General features: G+C 70.1%; 19 protein-coding genes. 12 read left to right on the top strand and 7 right to left on the bottom strand.

Annotation, left to right across the window (positions count from 1 at the left end):
- Window positions 1–5: 5 nt before the first annotated feature.
- On the bottom strand, window positions 6–797 hold the full coding sequence (locus NF20_RS13900) for an enoyl-CoA hydratase (protein WP_009975355.1): 792 nt from the start codon (window positions 795–797) through the stop codon (window positions 6–8).
- A 13-nt stretch (window positions 798–810) separates the two neighbouring features.
- Window positions 811–1,848, bottom strand: coding sequence for an enoyl-CoA hydratase/isomerase family protein (locus NF20_RS13895; RefSeq protein WP_003872703.1), 1,038 nt, complete (start codon window positions 1,846–1,848; stop codon window positions 811–813).
- A gap of 214 nt (window positions 1,849–2,062) precedes the next feature.
- Here NF20_RS13895 and NF20_RS13890 point away from each other — a divergent pair, with 214 nt between their 5' ends.
- Entirely contained in the window at window positions 2,063–2,914 is an 852-nt protein-coding gene (locus NF20_RS13890) for a Bax inhibitor-1/YccA family membrane protein (RefSeq protein ID WP_003872702.1), read from the top strand.
- 198 nt (window positions 2,915–3,112) lie between these two features.
- Here NF20_RS13890 and NF20_RS13885 read toward each other — a convergent pair whose 3' ends face one another.
- Both NF20_RS13885 and NF20_RS13880 read right to left on the bottom strand, forming a co-directional pair.
- On the bottom strand, window positions 3,113–4,330 hold the full coding sequence (locus tag NF20_RS13885) for an acetyl-CoA C-acetyltransferase (protein WP_003872701.1): 1,218 nt from the start codon (window positions 4,328–4,330) through the stop codon (window positions 3,113–3,115).
- Between the two features lie 90 nt (window positions 4,331–4,420).
- Window positions 4,421–5,383 (bottom strand): SGNH/GDSL hydrolase family protein, encoded by a 963-nt coding sequence (locus tag NF20_RS13880; protein WP_009975361.1) that lies wholly within the window; start codon window positions 5,381–5,383, stop codon window positions 4,421–4,423.
- Window positions 5,384–5,626: 243 nt separating this feature from the next.
- Here NF20_RS13880 and NF20_RS13875 point away from each other — a divergent pair, with 243 nt between their 5' ends.
- The 4 genes from NF20_RS13875 to NF20_RS13860 all read left to right on the top strand — a co-directional run bounded on the left by NF20_RS13875 (window position 5,627) and on the right by NF20_RS13860 (window position 10,154).
- The gene (locus tag NF20_RS13875; RefSeq protein ID WP_031351733.1) at window positions 5,627–6,691 is read left to right on the top strand and encodes an alpha/beta hydrolase; all 1,065 of its coding nucleotides are present in this window, start codon (window positions 5,627–5,629) and stop codon (window positions 6,689–6,691) included.
- Between the two features lie 42 nt (window positions 6,692–6,733).
- Window positions 6,734–8,140: a cystathionine beta-synthase gene (locus tag NF20_RS13870; RefSeq protein WP_003872698.1), complete on the top strand. Its 1,407-nt coding sequence runs from the start codon at window positions 6,734–6,736 to the stop codon at window positions 8,138–8,140.
- Between the two features lie 90 nt (window positions 8,141–8,230).
- Window positions 8,231–8,950: an RDD family protein gene (locus NF20_RS13865; protein WP_019733529.1), complete on the top strand. Its 720-nt coding sequence runs from the start codon at window positions 8,231–8,233 to the stop codon at window positions 8,948–8,950.
- Between the two features lie 37 nt (window positions 8,951–8,987).
- The gene (locus NF20_RS13860; RefSeq protein WP_023868507.1) at window positions 8,988–10,154 is read left to right on the top strand and encodes a cystathionine gamma-synthase; all 1,167 of its coding nucleotides are present in this window, start codon (window positions 8,988–8,990) and stop codon (window positions 10,152–10,154) included.
- A gap of 18 nt (window positions 10,155–10,172) precedes the next feature.
- Here NF20_RS13860 and greA read toward each other — a convergent pair whose 3' ends face one another.
- Both greA and NF20_RS13850 read right to left on the bottom strand, forming a co-directional pair.
- Window positions 10,173–10,667, bottom strand: a complete 495-nt coding sequence (gene greA, locus NF20_RS13855; RefSeq protein ID WP_003872695.1) for a transcription elongation factor GreA — start codon at window positions 10,665–10,667, stop codon at window positions 10,173–10,175.
- Between the two features lie 220 nt (window positions 10,668–10,887).
- Window positions 10,888–11,313, bottom strand: coding sequence for a DUF4307 domain-containing protein (locus NF20_RS13850; RefSeq protein ID WP_033710970.1), 426 nt, complete (start codon window positions 11,311–11,313; stop codon window positions 10,888–10,890).
- Window positions 11,314–11,423: 110 nt separating this feature from the next.
- Here NF20_RS13850 and mca point away from each other — a divergent pair, with 110 nt between their 5' ends.
- From mca to NF20_RS13830, 4 genes are read left to right on the top strand one after another with little or no spacing between them, the layout of a single operon-like run.
- Entirely contained in the window at window positions 11,424–12,296 is an 873-nt protein-coding gene (gene mca / locus NF20_RS13845) for a mycothiol conjugate amidase Mca (RefSeq protein WP_011724002.1), read from the top strand.
- On the top strand, window positions 12,293–12,613 hold the full coding sequence (locus tag NF20_RS13840; protein WP_023868508.1) for a hypothetical protein: 321 nt from the start codon (window positions 12,293–12,295) through the stop codon (window positions 12,611–12,613). The genes mca and NF20_RS13840 overlap by 4 nt, the downstream gene beginning before the upstream one ends.
- Window positions 12,600–14,615, top strand: coding sequence for a thioredoxin domain-containing protein (locus NF20_RS13835; protein WP_033710968.1), 2,016 nt, complete (start codon window positions 12,600–12,602; stop codon window positions 14,613–14,615). The genes NF20_RS13840 and NF20_RS13835 overlap by 14 nt, the downstream gene beginning before the upstream one ends.
- A gap of 21 nt (window positions 14,616–14,636) precedes the next feature.
- Window positions 14,637–15,020, top strand: a complete 384-nt coding sequence (locus NF20_RS13830) for a nuclear transport factor 2 family protein (protein WP_003875365.1) — start codon at window positions 14,637–14,639, stop codon at window positions 15,018–15,020.
- 9 nt (window positions 15,021–15,029) lie between these two features.
- Here NF20_RS13830 and trhA read toward each other — a convergent pair whose 3' ends face one another.
- Entirely contained in the window at window positions 15,030–15,803 is a 774-nt protein-coding gene (gene trhA, locus NF20_RS13825) for a PAQR family membrane homeostasis protein TrhA (RefSeq protein WP_003875366.1), read from the bottom strand.
- A gap of 178 nt (window positions 15,804–15,981) precedes the next feature.
- Here trhA and NF20_RS13820 point away from each other — a divergent pair, with 178 nt between their 5' ends.
- The 3 genes from NF20_RS13820 to NF20_RS13810 all read left to right on the top strand — a co-directional run bounded on the left by NF20_RS13820 (window position 15,982) and on the right by NF20_RS13810 (window position 18,867).
- Window positions 15,982–16,770, top strand: a complete 789-nt coding sequence (locus NF20_RS13820) for a (2Z,6E)-farnesyl diphosphate synthase (RefSeq protein ID WP_003878551.1) — start codon at window positions 15,982–15,984, stop codon at window positions 16,768–16,770.
- Between the two features lie 54 nt (window positions 16,771–16,824).
- Complete coding sequence (locus tag NF20_RS13815) at window positions 16,825–18,195, top strand: hypothetical protein (protein ID WP_033710967.1); 1,371 nt, start codon at window positions 16,825–16,827, stop codon at window positions 18,193–18,195.
- Window positions 18,196–18,441: 246 nt separating this feature from the next.
- Window positions 18,442–18,867: a hypothetical protein gene (locus tag NF20_RS13810; protein WP_023897330.1), complete on the top strand. Its 426-nt coding sequence runs from the start codon at window positions 18,442–18,444 to the stop codon at window positions 18,865–18,867.
- Window positions 18,868–18,883 lie beyond the last annotated feature (16 nt).

The following is an 18,883-nucleotide window of genomic DNA, read 5'->3' as shown; positions in this document are numbered from 1 at the left end:
GCGTCCTAGCGGTGGGTGAAGTTCGGCGCGCGCTTCTCGACGAAGGCCGCCATCCCCTCGGACTGGTCGGCGGTGGCGAAAGTCGAATGGAACAACCGGCGTTCGTAGAGCAGCCCCTCGGCCAGGGTGGTTTCGAAAGCGCGGTTGACGGCCTCCTTGGCCATCCGGGCTGCCGACCGCGACATCTGCGAAATCGTGGTGGCGACCTTCTTGGCCTCGGTCAGCAGGTCATCGGCGGGCACCACGCGCGAAACCAGGCCGCTGCGTTCGGCTTCCGCGGCGTCGATGGTGCGGCCGGTCAGGATCAGGTCCATCGCCTTGGCCTTGCCGATGGCGCGGGTCAGCCGCTGCGAACCGCCCATGCCGGGCAGCACCCCGAGTTTGATCTCGGGCTGGCCGAATTTCGCCGTGTCGGCGGCGATCAGCACATCGCACATCATGGCCAGTTCGCAGCCGCCGCCCAGTGCGTGCCCGGCCACCGCGGCGATCGTCGGGGTGCGCACCGCGGCGAGCTTGCCCCAGGTGGCGAAGAAGTCGGCGCCGTAGGCGTCGGCGAAGGTCAGCTCGGCCATCTCCTTGATGTCCGCGCCCGCGGCGAACGCCTTGGCCGATCCGGTGATGATGATCGCGCCGATGCCGGGGTCGGCGTCGAAATCCGTTGCCGCGGTGGTGACCTCGTTCATCACCTGGGTGTTGAGCGCGTTGAGCGCCTTGGGCCGGTTCAGGGTGATGATGCCGACGCGCTCCTCGCGCTCGACGAGGATGGTTTCGAAGGTGCGGTCGGTGCTGTCGGTCATCCAAATCGCCTTTCTAGAAACTCAAGTCGTCGTCCACCGGGGCGAAATACGCCTCGACGTCGGCCGCGGTGACGTCGGCCAGCCGGGCGGGCGACCACTGCGGATTGCGGTCCTTGTCGATCAGCTGCGCCCGGATGCCCTCCACCAGATCGTGTGAGCGCAGCGACGCCGACGACACCCGATAGTCCTGCACCAGAACGTCTTTCAGTGTCGGTAGGTCGGCCGCTCGGCGCACTGCCGCCAGGGTCACCGACAGCGCGATCGGTGAGCGGGTGGCGATCAGGTCCGCGGCGTCGTGCGCCGGGCTCGCGCCATGCGCGCGCAGCGCGGCGACGATGTCCTCGACGGTCTGCCCCGCATAGCACTCGTCGATCCAATCACGTTGGGCCGCAAGCTCACCGGGTGGCGGCTCGACGGCGTATTTGGCCAGCGCGCTCTCGACGCCGTCGGCAACCACCGCGCGGCGGAACGCCTCGACGTCGGCGTGCGGCACGTAGTGGTCGGCGAATCCCATGGCGATGGCGTCGGCGCCGGAGAACGGCGCCCCGGTCAGCGCGGCGTGCAGGCCGAGCCCGCCGGGCGCGCGGGACAGCAGGTAAACGCCGCCGACGTCGGGGATGAACCCGATGCCGACCTCGGGCATGGCGACCTTGGAGGTGTCGGTGACCACCCGGGTGTTGGCGTGCGCGCTGACGCCGACGCCGCCGCCCATCACGATGCCGTCCATCACCGCGACGTAGGGCTTGGCGAACTCCGAGATCTGGGCGTTGAGCTGATATTCGTCGCGCCAGAAGCGTCGCGCCTCGACGCCGTCCTTGCGGGCGCTGTGATAGATGGACACCACGTCGCCGCCGGCGCACAGCCCGCGTTCCCCGGCGCCGGACAGCAGCACCGCGCGCACCTTGTCGTCGCGCGCCCAGTCGGTGAGGACGGCGCTCAGCGCGTCGATCATCGGCTGATTCAGCGAGTTGATCGCCTTGGGGCGGTTGAGCGTGATCAGGCCGACGTTTCCGTCGACTTCGGTGAGAACCTCGTCGGATCCGTCGGTCACGCCTTCGCCTCCCATCGCCGGTTCAGCCTCGAGGAAGAAATCTAGATCGTCACGACCGGCGCGGTATCCGCGGGTAAGGGTTATCTTTAACGCGACGACAACGGTGCAGGCTCTCCAACTCGAGAAACGCCCAGGTCCGCTGGGAACCGGGGGGAGCCGCTGATCGTTGAGATGGTGTTCGCACAGCTCGATGCCAATCAGAGAGGATCCGACGGTGCGGGAGACAAGCAATCCGGTATTTCGTTCGCTGCCTAAGCAGAGCGGCGGATACGCGCAATTCGGCACTGGCGCGGCCCCCATGCAGGGCTATCAAGCCGACCCCTACGCGGCTCCCTACGCGACTCCGTACCAGGAGACCAGGGCGTCGCGACCGCTGACCATCGACGACGTCGTCACCAAGACCGGCATCACGCTGGCCGTGCTGGCGGCATCCGCGGTCGTCTCCTACTTCCTGGTGCTGTCGAATGTGGCCCTTGCGATGCCGCTGACCCTGGTCGGCGCGCTGGGCGGGCTGGGCCTGGTGCTGGTCGCGACGTTCGGGCGCAAGCAGGACAGCCCGGCGATCGTGCTCAGCTACGCGGTTCTCGAGGGCCTGTTCCTCGGCGCCCTTTCCTTCGTGTTCGCCAACTTCTCGGTCTCCAGCGCCAATGCGGGCGTGCTGATCGGTGAGGCCGTCATGGGCACCTTCGGGGTGTTCTTCGGGATGTTGGTGGTCTACAAGACCGGCGCCATTCGGGTCACCCCCAAGTTCACCCGGATGGTGGTCGCCGCGTTGTTCGGCGTGCTGGCGCTGATGCTGGGCAACTTCGTGCTGGCCATGTTCGGTGTCGGCGGCGGCGCCGGCCTGGGCCTGCGCAGCGGCGGCCCGCTGGCGATCATCTTCTCGCTGGTCTGCATCGGCATCGCGGCGTTCAGCTTCCTGATCGACTTCGACGCCGCCGACCAGATGGTGCGCGCCGGTGCCCCGGAGAAGGCGGCGTGGGGGATCGCGCTCGGCCTGACCGTGACGCTGGTCTGGCTGTACATCGAGATCCTGCGCCTGCTCAGTTATCTACAGAACGACTAGCTCTCTCGGCATCCGAGAAAACCGGCGCGCCCGTTGGCGCGCCGGTTTTTTCATGCGGTGCGGGTCGAGTGTGTCGAGTGTGTGGTGGTGGCGTTCGGTGTTGCACCGCGGCGCGTGTCGTCGGCGTGTCGTCTACCAGGATTCACACTCGACGACGCCGGGAAGCACACCCCGGAAAGCGGGAGACACCGCGACGCCTCAGCTGAGGCGCTCGATCACCATCGCCATGCCCTGGCCGCCGCCGACGCACATGGTCTCCAGGCCGAACGTCTTGTCGTGGGTCTGCAGGTTGTTGAGCAGCGTGGTGGTGATCCGGGCGCCGGTCATGCCGAACGGATGACCCAGCGCGATCGCGCCGCCGGACACGTTCAGCTTGTCCTCGTCGATGCCCAGCTCGCGGGCCGAGCCCAGCACCTGGACCGCGAACGCCTCGTTGATCTCGAACAGGTCGATGTCGCTGACCGACATTTTGGCGCGGGCCAGCGCCTTCTTGGTGGCCTCGATCGGGCCCAGGCCCATGATCTCCGGCGACAGGCCGCTGACCCCGGTGGACACGATGCGCGCCAGCGGCGTCAGGCCGAGCTCCTTGGCCTTGGTGTCGCTGGTGATCACCACCGCCGCGGCGCCGTCGTTCAGCGGGCAGGCGTTGCCCGCGGTCACCGTGCCGTTGGGCCGGAACACCGGCTTGAGCTCGCGGATCTTCTCGTACGTGGTGCCGGGGCGTGGGCCGTCGTCGGTGCTGACCGTGGTGCCGTCCGGCAGCGTGACCGGGGTGATCTCCCGCTCGAAGAACCCGCTCTTGATCGCTTCCTCGGCGCGGTTCTGGCTGCGCACCCCCCAGTGGTCCTGGTCCTCGCGGCTGATGCCGGTCAGCAGGGCGACGTTCTCGGCGGTCTGCCCCATCGCGATGTAGATGTCGGGCAGCTTGCCGTCGGCGCGCGGGTCGTGCCACTCCTCGGCGCCCTCGGCCGCGGCGGCCGACCGCTCCTGCGCCTCGCTGAACAGCGGGTTCTTGGTGTCCGGCCACGAGTCGGCGCTGCCCTTGGGGAACCGGGATACCGTCTCCACCCCCGCGGAGATGAACGCGTCACCCTCGCCGGCCTTGATCGCGTGGAACGCCATCCGCGAGGTCTGCAGCGACGAGGAGCAGTACCGGTTGACGGTGGTGCCCGGCAGGAAGTCGAAGCCCAGCTCGACGGCGACCACCCGGGCCAGGTTGAATCCGGACTCACCGCCGGGCTGGCCGCAGCCCAGGATCAGGTCGTCGATCTGGTGCGGGTTCAACGCCGGCACCTTGTCCAGCGCGGCGCGCACGATCTGCACGGCCAGGTCGTCGGGGCGCATGCTGACCAGCGATCCCTTCATCGCGCGGCCGATCGGCGAGCGAGCAGTTGAGACGATGACGGCTTCAGGCATGGTTGTTCCCTTCAGATCCCTGCGGGTCCCTCGAATTGGGCTGGCTCGCGTCACCACCGGGTAGGTCCACCCCGACGGGCGAGAACAAATCTAGTCGCTGCCGACCTCGGGGCACGACGACGGGGCGGCACCGGGTGCCGGACGGCGCCACAGCCGCGACATCACGCTGCTGCGGGTGTGCCGCTGCCCGAGCACCGGCTGTGCCGAGGGCACCGGCTGGTTCAGCGGCGGTCGCTCCACCTGCTCGCCCAGCGCCTCGCACAGCGCGAGCAGCAGCGCGTCGGCCGCCAGCGCGTAGGCCGGGGCCGAGGGGTGGTAGCCGTCGGCGGAGAACATCGCCTCCGGGGTGGCCCGGAACTGCGGCGCCATCAGCTGGGCCAGCGGCACCGGCACCCCGCCGGCGGCGCGGACGGTTGCCGTCTGGGCGCGGGCGAGTTGCAGGCACCGCTCGTGCGCCAACGATCGCAGCGGTTGCGGAATGGCGCTGATGAACCCCAGATCCGGGCAGGTGCCCACGATCACCACCGCGCCGCGGTTCCGCAGTTTGCGCACGCACAACCCCAGCCGGTGCGCCGACTGGCTGACACCGTTGAGCGCCGTCACGTCGTTGGCGCCGACCATGATCACCGCCACGTCCGGCGGCGGACCGGCCACGAACATCGCATCCACTTGGCCGCACACGCCTTTCGACGTGGCGCCCACAATGGCCTTGGTGCTCAACCGGATTCGCTTGCCGGTCTGCTCGGCCAGGCCCCGCGCGATGCGCACCCCCGGCACTTCGTCGGCGCACATGCAGCCGTATCCGGCGGCGGTGGAATCGCCGAAGATCATCAGGTGCAGGTCGACGGCCATGCCGCGGTGCCAGCGCTGCACCGGCCCGCCGCCGCGGGTGTACACGCCGTCGGCGCGCGGCGGGATGTCCCACGACTTGGGGATGACGGTGCGCGCGTGGGTGGCCTGGCCGACCAGCAGACTGCGTGCCCCCAGGTAGGCGGTTCCTGTCGAGGCCAGCGCGCCCGCTGTGGCCAGGGCGATCGCCGAACGACGTGGCACCCGAATGGTCACGGCATCAAGTTTAGAGGCGCTTTGGAGTTTGCGGAGGCGGCTGAAAAACGAACTGATCACGGTGCGAAGCAAAACTGGTATCAAATCAGAGATTTCATACGTTGTGCTAAGCAACGGCTGTCAAGCTGAGAGCGAGGGGATGGCTGAGCGCCTTGGCACACGGCTGAACCAGACGCTCAACAGCCTCGTCACATGCTGTATCGCACTACAACGGCGTAGGAAGTGTTGAGCATGACCGCACCGAGCGAGGTATCGGGATCGCAGAGTCCCGTCCGTGTCCACGACGTCCTCAAGGCGCGCCGCGCGCGCATCCGCAAGTTCGCGATCAGCGACGGCGCACCGGTCGAGGTTCTCGAATCCGGACCCAGCGTTGCTGCGCGACTGGCCAACCTGACCTCACGGCTGACCATCCGGCCGATTCTGGCCGTCGGCAGCCACGCCCCCAACCTGCCCTGGCCGTGGGGTCTGATCGACCTCACCGCCCGGGTGCTGCTGCCGGTGTCGGCCACCGTGCGCGAGACGGTGGCGCTGCCGCACGCGTCGGCGCAGCTGGTCCGCGCGCCCGGGGTGCTGCCCGCCGACGGCACCCGCCGCGTCGTGGTCTACCTGCACGGCGGGGCGTTTCTGACCTGCGGGGCGAACTCGCACGGCCGGCTCGTCGAAGCCCTTTCCACCTTCGCCGACGCGCCCGTGCTGGTGGTGAATTACCGTCTGCTGCCGAAGAATTCGGTCGGCATGGCGCTGCAGGACTGCCATGACGCGTACCAGTGGCTGCGGCTGCGCGGCTACCAGCCCGACCAGATCGTGCTGGCCGGCGACTCCGCGGGCGGCTACCTGGCGCTGACGCTGGCGCAACGCCTGCAGCGCGAGGGTGAGGAACCCGCCGCGCTGGTGATGATCTCGCCGCTGCTGCAGCTGGCCAAGGAGCCCAAGCAGGCCCACCCCAACATCGACACCGACGCGATGTTCGGCGCCGGCGCGTTCGACGCCCTGGCCGAGCTGGTGGCCGGCGCGGCGGCGAAGAACATCGTCGACGGCAAGCCCGAGGAGATCTACGAGCCGCTCGAGCACATCGAGCCGGGGCTGCCGCGCACGCTGATTCACGTGTCGGGCTCCGAGGTGCTGCTGCACGACGCCCGGCTGGCGGCGAGCCGGCTGGCCGCGGCGGGCGTGCCGGCCGAGGTGCGGGTGTGGCCGGGACAGATCCACGACTTCCAGCTGGCCGCGCCGATGGTGCCCGAGGCCAGGCGGTCGCTGCGCCAGATCGGCGACTACATCCGCGAGGCCACCGGCTGAGTCCTTGTGCGCCGCGGGAAACCGCCTGAGACGATGTGACGCATGCGGATCGCGCAGCACATCAGTGACCTCATCGGCGGCACGCCGCTGGTGCGGCTGAACTCCGTCGTGCCCGACGGCGCGGGCATCGTGGCGGCCAAGGTCGAATACCTCAACCCCGGCGGCAGCTCCAAGGACCGGATCGCGGTCAGGATGATCGACGCCGCCGAGGCCAGCGGTGCGCTGAAGCCCGGCGGCACCATCGTCGAACCCACCTCGGGCAACACCGGTGTCGGGCTGGCGCTGGTGGCCCAGCAGCGCGGCTACAAGTGCGTGTTCGTCTGCCCGGACAAGGTCGGTGAGGACAAGCGCAACGTGTTGATGGCGTACGGCGCCGAGGTGGTGGTGTGCCCGACGGCGGTGCCGCCCGAGCATCCGGACAGCTACTACAGCGTCTCGGACCGGCTGGTCACCGAGATCGAGGGCGCCTGGAAGCCCGACCAGTACGCCAACCCGGAGGGCCCGGCCAGCCACTACGCCACCACCGGCCCGGAGATCTGGGCCGACACCGACGGCAAGGTCACCCATTTCGTCGCCGGCATCGGCACCGGCGGCACCATCACCGGCGCGGGCCGCTACCTCAAGGAGGTGTCCGGCGGCCGGGTCCGCGTCATCGGCGCCGACCCCGAGGGATCGGTGTATTCCGGCGGCACCGGCCGGCCCTATCTGGTCGAGGGTGTCGGCGAGGACTTCTGGCCGCAGGCCTACGACCGCACGGTGCCCGACGAGATCATCGCGGTGTCGGACTCCGACTCGTTCAACATGACCCGGCGGCTGGCCCGCGAGGAGGCGATGCTGGTCGGCGGGTCCTGCGGCATGGCCGTGGTGGCGGCGCTGCGGGTGGCCGAGCAGGCCGGGCCCGACGCGCTGGTGGTGGTGCTGCTGCCCGACGGCGGGCGCGGCTACATGGCGAAGATCTTCAACGACGCCTGGATGTCCTCCTACGGGTTCCTGCGTACCCGGCTGGACGGGTCGACCGACCAGTCCCGCGTCGGCGACGTGTTGCGCCGCAAGTCCGGTGAGCTGCCCGACCTGGTGCACACCCACCCGTCGGAAACCGTGCGCGACGCCATCGGCATCCTGCGCGAGTACGGGGTGTCCCAGATGCCGGTGGTCGGCGCCGAGCCGCCGGTGATGGCCGGCGAGGTCGCCGGCAGCGTCTCCGAACGTGAGCTGCTGTCAGCGGTTTTCGAGGGCCGGGCGAAGCTGGCCGACGCGGTCTCGCTGCACATGAGCCCGCCGCTGCCGATGATCGGCGCCGGCGAATCGGTCAGCGCGGCGGGCAAGGCGCTGCGCGATTGGGACGCCCTGATGGTGGTCGAGGAGGGCAAGCCGGTGGGTGTGATCACCCGCTACGACTTGCTCGGTTTCCTCTCCGAGGGACCCCGCGGATCGGGCGGGCGGCGCTAGGTCGCGCGTCTCGCTCGGACGTCGAACCCTCGGGTACTGTTTCGGCCTAGTTCGACTGATGTCCAGCTGACCCGGAGTGGAAGGTTGCCCATGACCGATCAACCGCCGCCCGGCGGCGCCTACCCGCCACCTCCCTCGTCGCCCGGGTCGCCCGGCGGTCAGCCGACTCCGCCCCCCGGTGGGCAGCAGCCACCGCCTCCACCCGGCGGGTCTTTCCCGCCGCCCCCGCCGCCCGGCGGGTCCTATCCGCCACCGCCGCCGCCGTCGGGGGGATACGCGCCGCCGCCCCCGGGACCGGCGATCCGCACCCTGCCCACGCAGGACTACACGCCGTGGCTCACCCGCGCGCTGGCGTTCGTCATCGACATCCTCCCGTACGTCGTGGTGCACGGCATCGGCACCGCGATCCTGGTGGCCACCCAGCAGACCGCCTGCATCACCGACGTCAGGCAGTACGCGGTGAACCAGTACTGCGCCACCCAGAACTCGACGCTTGGCCTGGTGGCGCAGTGGTTGGCGTCGATCGTCGGGTTGTTCTACCTGATCTGGAATTACGGCTACCGGCAGGGCACCACCGGGTCGAGCGTGGGCAAGTCGGTGATGAAGTTCAAAGTGGTCAGCGAGGTCACCGGCCAACCCGTCGGCTTCGGGATGTCGGTGGTGCGGGCGCTGGCGCACTTCGTCGACGCGATCATCTGCTTCATCGGATTCCTTTTCCCGCTATGGGATTCCAAGCGGCAGACGCTGGCCGACAAGATCATGACGACCGTGTGCCTGCCGCTCGACGGCTCCGAAAGCCCGCCGAGCTAGGGCCGGCGACCGCGGCCGTCCCCTAGGCTGATCGTCGATGAGCGACGACGGCAACGCACACCCCGAGTTCAGCGGACTGGCCACCAAGGCGATTCACGCCGGCTACCGGCCGGACCCGGCGACCGGAGCGGTCAACACGCCGATCTACGCCAGCAGCACCTTCGCCCAGGACGGGGTGGGCGCGCTGCGCGGCGGGTACGAGTACGCCCGCACCGGCAACCCGACCCGGGCCGCGCTGGAGGCCACGCTGGCCGCGGTGGAGGCCGGCAGCCACGGGCGGGCCTTCGCCTCCGGCATGGCCGCCACCGACTGCGCGCTGCGGGCGGTGCTGCGGCCCGGCGACCACGTGGTGATCCCGAATGACGCCTACGGCGGCACCTTTCGGTTGATCGACAAGGTGTTCACCCGCTGGAACGTCGAATACACGCCGGTGCCGTTGCATCAGCTCGACGCCGTGGCCGCCGCGATCACGCCGCGCACCCGGCTGATCTGGGTGGAAACCCCGACCAACCCGTTGCTGTCGATCGCCGACATCGCCGCGCTGGCCCAGCTGGGCCACCAGCACTCGGCAAAGGTGTTGGTGGACAACACCTTTGCCTCGCCGGCGCTGCAGCAGCCGTTGAGGCTGGGCGCCGACATCGTGCTGCATTCCACCACCAAGTACATCGGCGGGCACTCCGACGTGGTGGGCGGTGCGCTGGTCACCAACGACGCCGAGCTGGACGACGCGTTCGGGTTCTTGCAGAACGGGGCGGGCGCGGTGCCCGGCCCGTTCGACGCCTACCTGACCATGCGCGGGCTGAAGACCCTGGTGCTGCGGATGCAGCGGCACACCGAAAACGCCTCTGCCGTAGCGCAATTCCTCGCCGCGCACCCCGCGGTGAGCGCGGTGCTCTATCCCGGCCTGCCCGGCCATCCGGGCCACGACGTCGCCGCCCGGCAGATGTCGGGCTTCGGCGGCATGGTCTCGGTGCGGATGCGCGACGGCCGGCAGGCCGCCCGAAAGCTGTGCGCCAACACCCGGGTGTTCATCCTGGCCGAGTCGCTGGGCGGGGTCGAGTCGCTGATCGAGCACCCCAGCGCGATGACGCACGCGTCGACGGCGGGGTCGCAACTGGAGGTGCCCGACGATCTGGTCCGGCTGTCGGTCGGCATCGAGGACGTCGACGACCTGCTGGCCGACCTCGATCGGGCGCTCAGTTGATACGCCGAGCGCTCGGACTCAGGAGTGGTAGGGCTCCGCGCTGACCAGCGTGACCTCGACGGTGCTGCCGTTGGGCACGGTGTAGCTGCGGGTCTCGCCCACCTTGGCGTCGATCAGCGCCCCGCCCAGCGGTGAATTGGGCGAGTACACCTCGAGCTTGCCGTCGTTGACGCCCTCCTGGCGGGTGGCGATGAGGAACGTCTCGGTGTCGGACTTGTCGCCGTTGTAGTAGACCTTGACCACCGAGCCGGGCAGCGCGACACCGGACTGCTTGGGCGCCTCGCCGACCTTGGCGTTGTTGAGCAGATCCTGCAGCTGGCGAATCCGGGCCTCCTGTTGGCCCTGCTCTTCGCGCGCGGCGTGGTAGCCGCCGTTCTCGCGCAGGTCACCCTCCTCGCGGCGGTCGTTGATCTCCGCGGCGATGACCGGACGATTCGCGATCAACTGATCGAGCTCGGCCTTGAGCCGGTCGTGCGACTCCTGGGTAAGCCAGGTCACGGAAGTATCCGTCATCTCGTCGTGCTCCTCGTATGTTGTTCCGCGAGTTCGCGTAAGTCCTGTTAACTCCGTCGCCCAGAGCGTGCGGGTGCCTCCCCGTGTGCTGCCGCCCCGTTTTGCTCACGGCCGCTAATGCAGCAACACGGCCCCAACCGGAACCGTGCATTCATCCATGTTACCACCGCGCAAACAGTCGATGACTCCAAATTCGCAGTTCGGCGTCGATCCGGGCCGGTCAGGACGGCCGCAGATAGCCGGGCACGTCGGTGCCGCAGCCGTAGACGTCGGCCACCACCGGCGGCTGGAAGGACTTCACCGTCGTCGTCACCTCGACGGTGGCCGCGCCGGCCGGCGGGACCAGCAGCTCGCGCCGGCCGGTCTCGCCGCCGTCGTGGGAGCGGACCCGCACGATGCAGTCCACCGGGCGGGACGGATCCGATCGCGTCACGCTGATCGTGATCGACGCGGTCTGGTCGTCGAGCACCCGGTACCCGACCATCGTCGCCTTGACGTCGCTGGTGCCGAACCGGTGATAGCCGACGACGGCCACCGCCAGCCCGGCCGCCACCACCAGCACGCCCAGCGCGGCGATCACCCACCGCCGCGGAATGCGCGACAGCGCCGAACGGCCGTAGCGCTCGCTCGGGCGGGTTTCGGTCATGGTGGTTTTGCCTGGTCATCGGGCGCCGGCAGCGGCCGGCAGCGGGCACGGATGCGGAACTGGAATTATAGGGTCAGATCGGGCGACCACCGGAAGCGACAAGGGAGCACGTGAGCGAATTGCGGTTGATGGCGGTGCACGCCCATCCCGACGACGAGTCCAGCAAGGGCGCGGCGACCCTGGCCCGCTACGCCGACGAGGGCCATCGGGTACTGGTGGTGACGTTGACCGGCGGCGAGCGCGGCGACATCCTCAACCCGGCGATGGACCTGCCCGAGGTGCACGGCCACATCGCCGAAATCCGGCGCGACGAAATGGCCAAGGCAGCCGAGATACTCGGCGTCGAGCACACCTGGCTGGGGTTCGTCGACTCCGGATTGCCCAAGGGCGACCCGCCGCCGCCGCTGCCCGAGGGATGCTTCGCGCTGGTGCCGCTGGAGGAGGCGATCGAGGCGCTGGTCCGCGTGGTCCGCGAGTTCCGGCCGCACGTGATGACCACCTACGACGAAACCGGCGGCTACCCGCATCCCGATCACATTCGCTGCCACCAGGTTTCGGTCGGCGCCTACGAGGCGGCCGGCGACTACCGGCGCTTCCCGGACGCCGGCGAGCCGTGGACGGTGTCCAAGCTGTACTACAACCACGGCTTCCTGCGGGCGCGGATGCAGCTGCTGCACGACGAAGCGGTCAAACACGGTCACGAACCGCCGTTCAAGAAGTGGCTCGAGCATTGGGATCCCGCCCACGACCCGTTCGAGTCCCGCGTCACCACCCGCGTGGAATGCTCGGCCTATTTCAGCCAGCGCGACGACGCGCTGCGGGCGCACACCACCCAGATCGACCCGGACCACGACTTCTTCGCCGCCCCCATCGCATGGCAGCAACGGCTTTGGCCCACTGAGGAATTCGAGTTGGCCCGCTCCCGGGTCCCGGTCCGGCTGCCCGAAGACGACCTGTTCGCCGGAATCGAGCCCGACGCGTGAACCACCTCCTGGTGCTGGCGGGTGCGGTGGCCGACGGCGCACCGCACCACACCGGACCCGACTTCGGCAAGGCCAGCCCGGTCGGGCTGCTGATCGTCGTGCTGCTGTTGATCAGCACGCTGTTCCTGCTGCGGTCGATGAACCGGCAACTGCGCAAGGTGCCCGAATCGTTCGACCCCCAACACCCCGAGCCGGATCAGGCCGCCGACGAGGGCACCGACGCGGTCGACGCGGAGGGCGCACCGGACGCCGATCCCGGCCCGGACCAGGCCAACGGGTCACCGCGACCCCCGGGATCCGGCGATGAGCCCGGCTGACCCGTCGGCCACGAATACCCTTGAGCGGGCGACCAGCCCGTATCTGCGTCAGCACGCCGACAACCCGGTGCACTGGCAGCAGTGGACCCCGCAGGCACTGGCCGACGCCGCCGCCCGCGACGTGCCGATCCTGCTCTCGGTGGGGTACGCCGCCTGCCACTGGTGCCACGTCATGGCCCACGAGTCGTTCGAAGACCCCGACGTGGCCGCGGCGATGAACTCCGGATTCGTCTGCGTCAAGGTCGACCGCGAGGAACGCCCCGACATCGACGCGGTGTACATGAACGCCACCGTCGCCCTGACCGGGCACGGCGGTTGGCCGATGACGTGTTTCCTGACACCGGACGGCCGGCCCTTCTTCTGCGGCACCTACTATCCCAAAGACGCCTTCCTGCAACTGCTTTCGGCTGTCTCGGCCACCTGGCGGGAGCGCCGCGGCGAGGTCGAGGAGGCGTCGGACCGCATCGCCGGCGAGCTGCGCAAGATGACCTCCGGGCTGCCCGCGGGCGGTGCGGACCTCGCGGCGGCGCTGTGCGACGAGGCCGTCGCCGCGATCATCGCCGACCGGGACACGGTGCACGGCGGGTTCGGCGGCGCCCCCAAATTCCCGCCGTCGGCGCTGCTGGAGGCGCTGCTGCGCAGCTACGAGCGCACCGGGTCAGCAGCGGTGCTGCAGGCGGTGGCGCACACCGGTGCGGCGATGGCCCGCGGCGGGATCTACGACCAGCTGGGCGGCGGCTTCGCCCGCTACAGCGTCGACAACGCTTGGGTGGTACCGCATTTCGAGAAGATGCTGTACGACAACGCGCTGCTGCTGCGGGTCTACGCGCATTGGGCCCGCCGCACCGGTGACCCGCTGGCGGCGCGGGTCACGGCCGAGACCGCGCGGTTTCTGCTCGACGACCTCGCCGACGGCGACATGTTCACCTCGTCGCTGGACGCCGACGCCGACGGCCGAGAGGGCTCGACCTATGTGTGGACGCCGGCACAGCTGACCGAGGTGCTCGGGCCCGACGACGGGCGTTGGGCCGCAGCCGTTTTCGGGGTCACCGAGACCGGAACGTTCGAGCACGGCAGCTCGGTGCTGCGGCTGCCCGCGGACCCGCCGGACACCCCGCGGTTCGACCGGGTGCGCGCGGCGTTGCTGGCCGCCCGGCGCAGCCGAATCCAGCCAGGCCGCGACGACAAAGTCGTCACGTCCTGGAACGGCTTGGCCATCACCGCTTTCACCGAGGCCAGCGTCGCGCTGGACGACTCCGGGCTCGCCGACGCCGCCCGGCGCTGCGCACGGTCTCTGCTCGACCTGCACGTCGTCGACGGCAGGCTGCGACGGGCCAGCCTGGGCGGGGTGGTCGGCGACAGCGCCGCCATCCTCGAGGATTACGCGATGCTGGCCACCGGCCTGCTGGCGCTGTATCAGCTGAGCGCCGAGGACAGCTGGCTGACCGCCGCGACCGACCTGCTCGACACCGCCCTGGCGCATTTCGCCGATCTGCAGCGGCCCGGCCGCTGGTTCGACACCGCCGACGACGCCGAGCGGCTGATGCTGCGGCCGGCCGACCCGCTGGACGGGGCCACCCCGTCGGGCGCGTCGTCGGTCACCGAAGCCCTGCTGACCGCCGCGCACCTGGTCGGCGGCCAGCGCGCCGAGCGGTACCTGCACGCCGCCACCGACGCGCTGCGCGCGCAGGCAGTGCTGCTGGAACGCGCCCCGCGCACGGCCGGGCATTGGCTGGCCGTCGCCGAGGCCGCGGTGCGCGGGCCGCTGCAGATCGCGGTGGCCTGCGACCCCGCCCGCTCGGCGCTGCTGGCCGACGCGCGACGGCTGGCGCCCGGCGGGGCGATCGTGGTGGGCGGCCCGCGGGATTCGTCGGAGCTGCTGGCCGGCCGCGACCGGGTGGCCGGCGCCGACGCCGCCTACGTATGCCGCGGCCGGGTCTGCGACCTGCCGGTGACCCGCACACCCGAACTGGCCGCCGCCCTGGGTGCGCCCGCGCCCTGACCGCGAGATACCCTGCGTCGCATGCCGAATGACGCCAAGACCGACGCGATCAGGAACACGGTCCACCGCTACATCGAACTGGTCGCCAAGGGCGGCGCCGACGACTTGGTCGAGCTGTACGCCGACGACGCCACCGTCGAGGACCCGGTCGGCGGCGAGGTGCACATCGGCCGCCAGGCCATCCACGGCTTCTACTCCGCGCTCGACAACCTGCAGCGCGAATGCGAGCTGCTGACGCTGCGGGTGGCCGGCAACGAGGCGGCGTTCCACTTCCGGCTGACCGTGACCGCCGGCGAGCACCGGATGGTGATCGAGCCGATCGACGTGATGGTGTTCGACGGCAACGGGAAGGTCGCCGCGATGAAGGCCTACTGGTCCCCGGACGACGACGTCAGCCGGCCGTAACCCGGACGATCAGGGCGTGGCCAGCCACGCATGGTCGCCGGTGTAGAACACGGCGAACCACATGGCGATGTAGTGCAGGATCGCCGCGATCGCGGTGAGGGCGTGGAAGAACTCGTGGTAGCCGAACGTGCTAGGCCACGGATCCGGCCAGCGCAGCGCGTAGAAGATGCCGCCCACGCTGTAGAGCACCCCGCCCACCGCCAGCAGCACCATCGCGGCCACCCCGGCCTGGTGCAGGATCGTCGGCGCATACCAAATGGCCACCCAGCCCAGCAGCAGGTACAGCGGCACCCCCAGCCAGCGCGGCGCCGTCGGCCAGCAGACCTTGAGCGCGATGCCCGCCAGCGCGCCGCCCCACACGATGCACAGCACCACCACCCCGGTGTTCTGCGGCATCACCAGCCGGGCGAACGGGGTGTAGCTGCCGGCGATGAACACGAAGATCATCGAGTGGTCCAGCCGCTTCATCCGGGTGCGGGCGGCCTCGGTCTTCCACTTCACCCGGTGATAGGTGGCGCTGACCGCGAACAGCGCCACCGTGGCCGCGGCGTAGATCAGCGTCGAATGCCCGGCGCGCGGCGAGGCGGCCGCCCACGACACCGACACCAGCGTGGCGCCGGTGATGACGGCCAGCCACGCCGAGTAGAAGTGGATCCAGCCGCGCATCCGCGGCTTGCCCAGAACCTGGGCGGCGCCTTCGACGAGCTGCTCGACGGTGTTGCCCGGGACGATCGCCTCGTGATCGGGCTCCGGGTTGGGGGCGGTGCTGGTCTGGCTGCTCATGTCTCCTGGGGGTGGTCTGCCGGATAGGGATGCAAGGGATGCGGCCAGCGGCTGCTCACCAGTCAGAGTAGCCAGGAACGGCCGCGGCGCCGTCGCGAGCTGTGCGGCGACGGCCCGCACGACGCGGCCGAAATCGGCACCGGTGAAACGATCGCCGCTGGCAGTAGGGTGTGTGTTCGTGGAAATCATTCCGCCGCGACTCAAGGAGCCGCTGTACCGCATCTACGAGATGCGGTTGCGCCAGGAGCTCGGTGCCGCGAAGGCCGACCTGCCCCGCCACATCGCGGTGCTGTGCGACGGCAACCGGCGCTGGGCGCGCGACGCCGGGTACGACGACGTCAGCTACGGCTACCGGATGGGCGCGGTCAAGATCGCCGAGATGCTGCGCTGGTGTCAGGCAGCCGGCATCGAGATGACCACGGTGTACCTGCTTTCCACGGAGAACCTGCAGCGCGACCCCGACGAGCTGGCCGGGCTGATCGAAATCATCACCGACGTCGTCGAGGAGATCTGCGCGCCGGCCAACCGGTGGAGCGTGCGCACCGTCGGCGACCTCGAGCTGCTCGGCGAGGAGCCGGCCCGTCGGCTGCGCGGCGCCGTCGAGTCCACCCCGGTCGAGGCGTCTTTCCACGTCAACGTCGCCGTCGGCTACGGCGGCCGGAGGGAGATCGTCGACGCCGTGCGCTCGCTGCTGAGCAAGGAACTGGCCAATGGGGCGACGGCCGAAGAGCTGATCGACGCGGTCACCGTCGACGCGATCTCGGAAAACCTGTACACCTCGGGGCAACCCGATCCGGACCTGGTGATCCGCACCTCCGGCGAGCAACGGCTGTCGGGTTTTCTGCTGTGGCAAAGCGCCTACTCCGAGATGTGGTTCACCGAGGCGCACTGGCCGGCCTTCCGCCGGGTCGACTTCCTGCGGGCGCTGCGCGACTACAGCCAGCGGCACCGCCGCTACGGCAAATAACCTGCCGCCCAGAAGGCCTTAAGCACCACTCGACCTGCGTGCCACACTTGGTGCATGGCTGCGCTGTCGGCGGTGGTGTTCACGCTGAGCGCCTGGCTGGGCCTGTATCTGGCCGCCCGCGATCCGCGCAAACCCGTCCTGGTGCTGGCGGCCATCGGACTGTGCGGGTTCGCGCTCGTGGTGGGGCTGGACGCGGTCCGCACCGCCAGTCCCGCGCACGCCCCGCTGCTGAGCCGCGTCGAGATCTACCTGACGGCGGTGCCCGGCGTGGCCTGGTTCGCGGTGCTCGTGGAGCTGTCCCGGCCCCCCGACGGCTGGCGCAGCCGCACCCGCGAGGTGCTGCTGGTGGCCGGGGTGGCGGCGCTGACGCTGCTCGGCGCGGCGCTGGCCGGCAGCGTGGACGGGCCGCTGCGGCCCGGCCACTGGCTGATGATGGCGGCGATCTCGGTGTCGACCCTGGCCGCGATGGCCGTCGCGTTGCGCCGGCCGCGGCGGCCCCGGCCGGCCGTCGGGCTGGCCGTCACCGCCACCTTGTTCTTCGCGCTGGCCAACGCGATCCTGATCATTCCGCTGGGCCTGGTGCCCAGCTGGCTTGCGCTGGCCTCGACGAGCTGCGACGTGCTGGGGCTCGGCGTCGCCGTCGCGCTGTGGGACGCGTTCGACGAGGGGCACGCGCTGCGCGCCGACATGCTGCGCTCGTTCGCCGGTTCGGTGGCGGTGGCCGTGCTGTTCGGCGGCCAGGCGCTGATCGGGCTGGCGGTGACCCGCGCCGATCCCGGCGCGCGGACCGCGCTGACCGTGCTGCTGTTCACCAGCCTGGCGATCGCGATCACCGTGCAGGTGCTCGCGGATCCGCTGGCCGGGCTGCTCGACCGGCTGGCGTTCTCGAAATCGCCTGCGCTGCGGGCGGATCGGGCCGCGCTGCGGCACACCGGCGCGGCGCTGCCGCTGCGCCAGGAGCATCCGCTGGACGGCGTCGACGACGTCACCTTCGCCAGGCTCACCCGTCGGGCACTCGGGCACTACGGGGATCTGACCAAGCTGGTCGCCAGCCCGCTGACCGCGTTGCCGGTGATCGACGAGCGGCTGGCCGCCCGCGGGGCCCCCGACCAGCCGATCGAGCGGGCCACCGAGCTCAAGGCCGTGCTGGCCGACGCCATCGCCCGGCTCAAGCCGCGCGACGGCGGCGACTTCGGGACCACCGAGGAGTGGCGCCACTACAACTCGCTGTATTTCCCCTACGTCGTCGGGGTGCGCGCCTACGCCCAGAACGCCACCGCGTCGGGCCTGGATCCGACGGCTCGGCAGGCCTGGCAGTGGTTCGTCACCGAGGTTCCCCAGCGCTCGTTGCACAACTGGCAGAACGCCGCCGCCCGGCTGATCGCCGCCGACCTTTGCGGGCGGGTCCCGGTTCCCAGCGAGTAGAACGGGTACTGCAGTCACCGCGGTCGCCGGACGGCACAGCGCTGTGCCCCGCGCCCGTGACCAGGCCACTAGCCGACACGGACTGGCGCGTGTCAAATATTTACCCGCTGACGGGAATAGCCGGGTGAACCAGCTGGTCATACAACTCGTGGCAGCAGTTGGCAGCGCCACGAGTCGATATGGCAGTGCTCCGGCGGCACGCTCAAACCTGTTCGACACCAACCCGCCATTGCGAGGAGTAATCACATGAGCACTGTTTCCGGGGTATCCGGCGTCACCGTCCGGCCCCTCTACGACTCGACCGACTCGCTGTTGCGTTTCGCGGTGCGCGCCGACGCCACGCTGACCGGATTGTGCGGTCTGGCCGTCGCCGTCGCCGCCGATCCGCTCTCGTCGCTGACCGGCCTGACCTCGTTCCAGGAGTACATCGGCGGAGCCTTCTTCGTGCTCTACGGCCTGGTGGTGTTCAGCCTGGGCGCGCTGGCGGACCTGCGCCGCGCGGGTATCAGCATCGTGGCGGCCAACGCGGTGTTCACGCTGGCCGCGATCGTGGCCGCCGGCGTGTTGCCGCTGACCGGCGCCGGAGTCGCCCTCACGCTGGCCAGCGCGGCCTACACGGCGGCGTTCGCCGCCGTGCAATACGCGGGAGTGCGCCGGCTCGAGACGGCCTGACGCTGGCCGGCGCCGG

It is taken from the genome of Mycobacterium sp. MAC_080597_8934, assembly GCF_000523975.1.
GTDB classification, from domain to species: domain Bacteria; phylum Actinomycetota; class Actinomycetes; order Mycobacteriales; family Mycobacteriaceae; genus Mycobacterium; species Mycobacterium avium.
The sequence above is the reverse complement of the archived record's forward strand: the minus strand, read 5'-3'. Positions and strand labels throughout refer to the sequence as shown.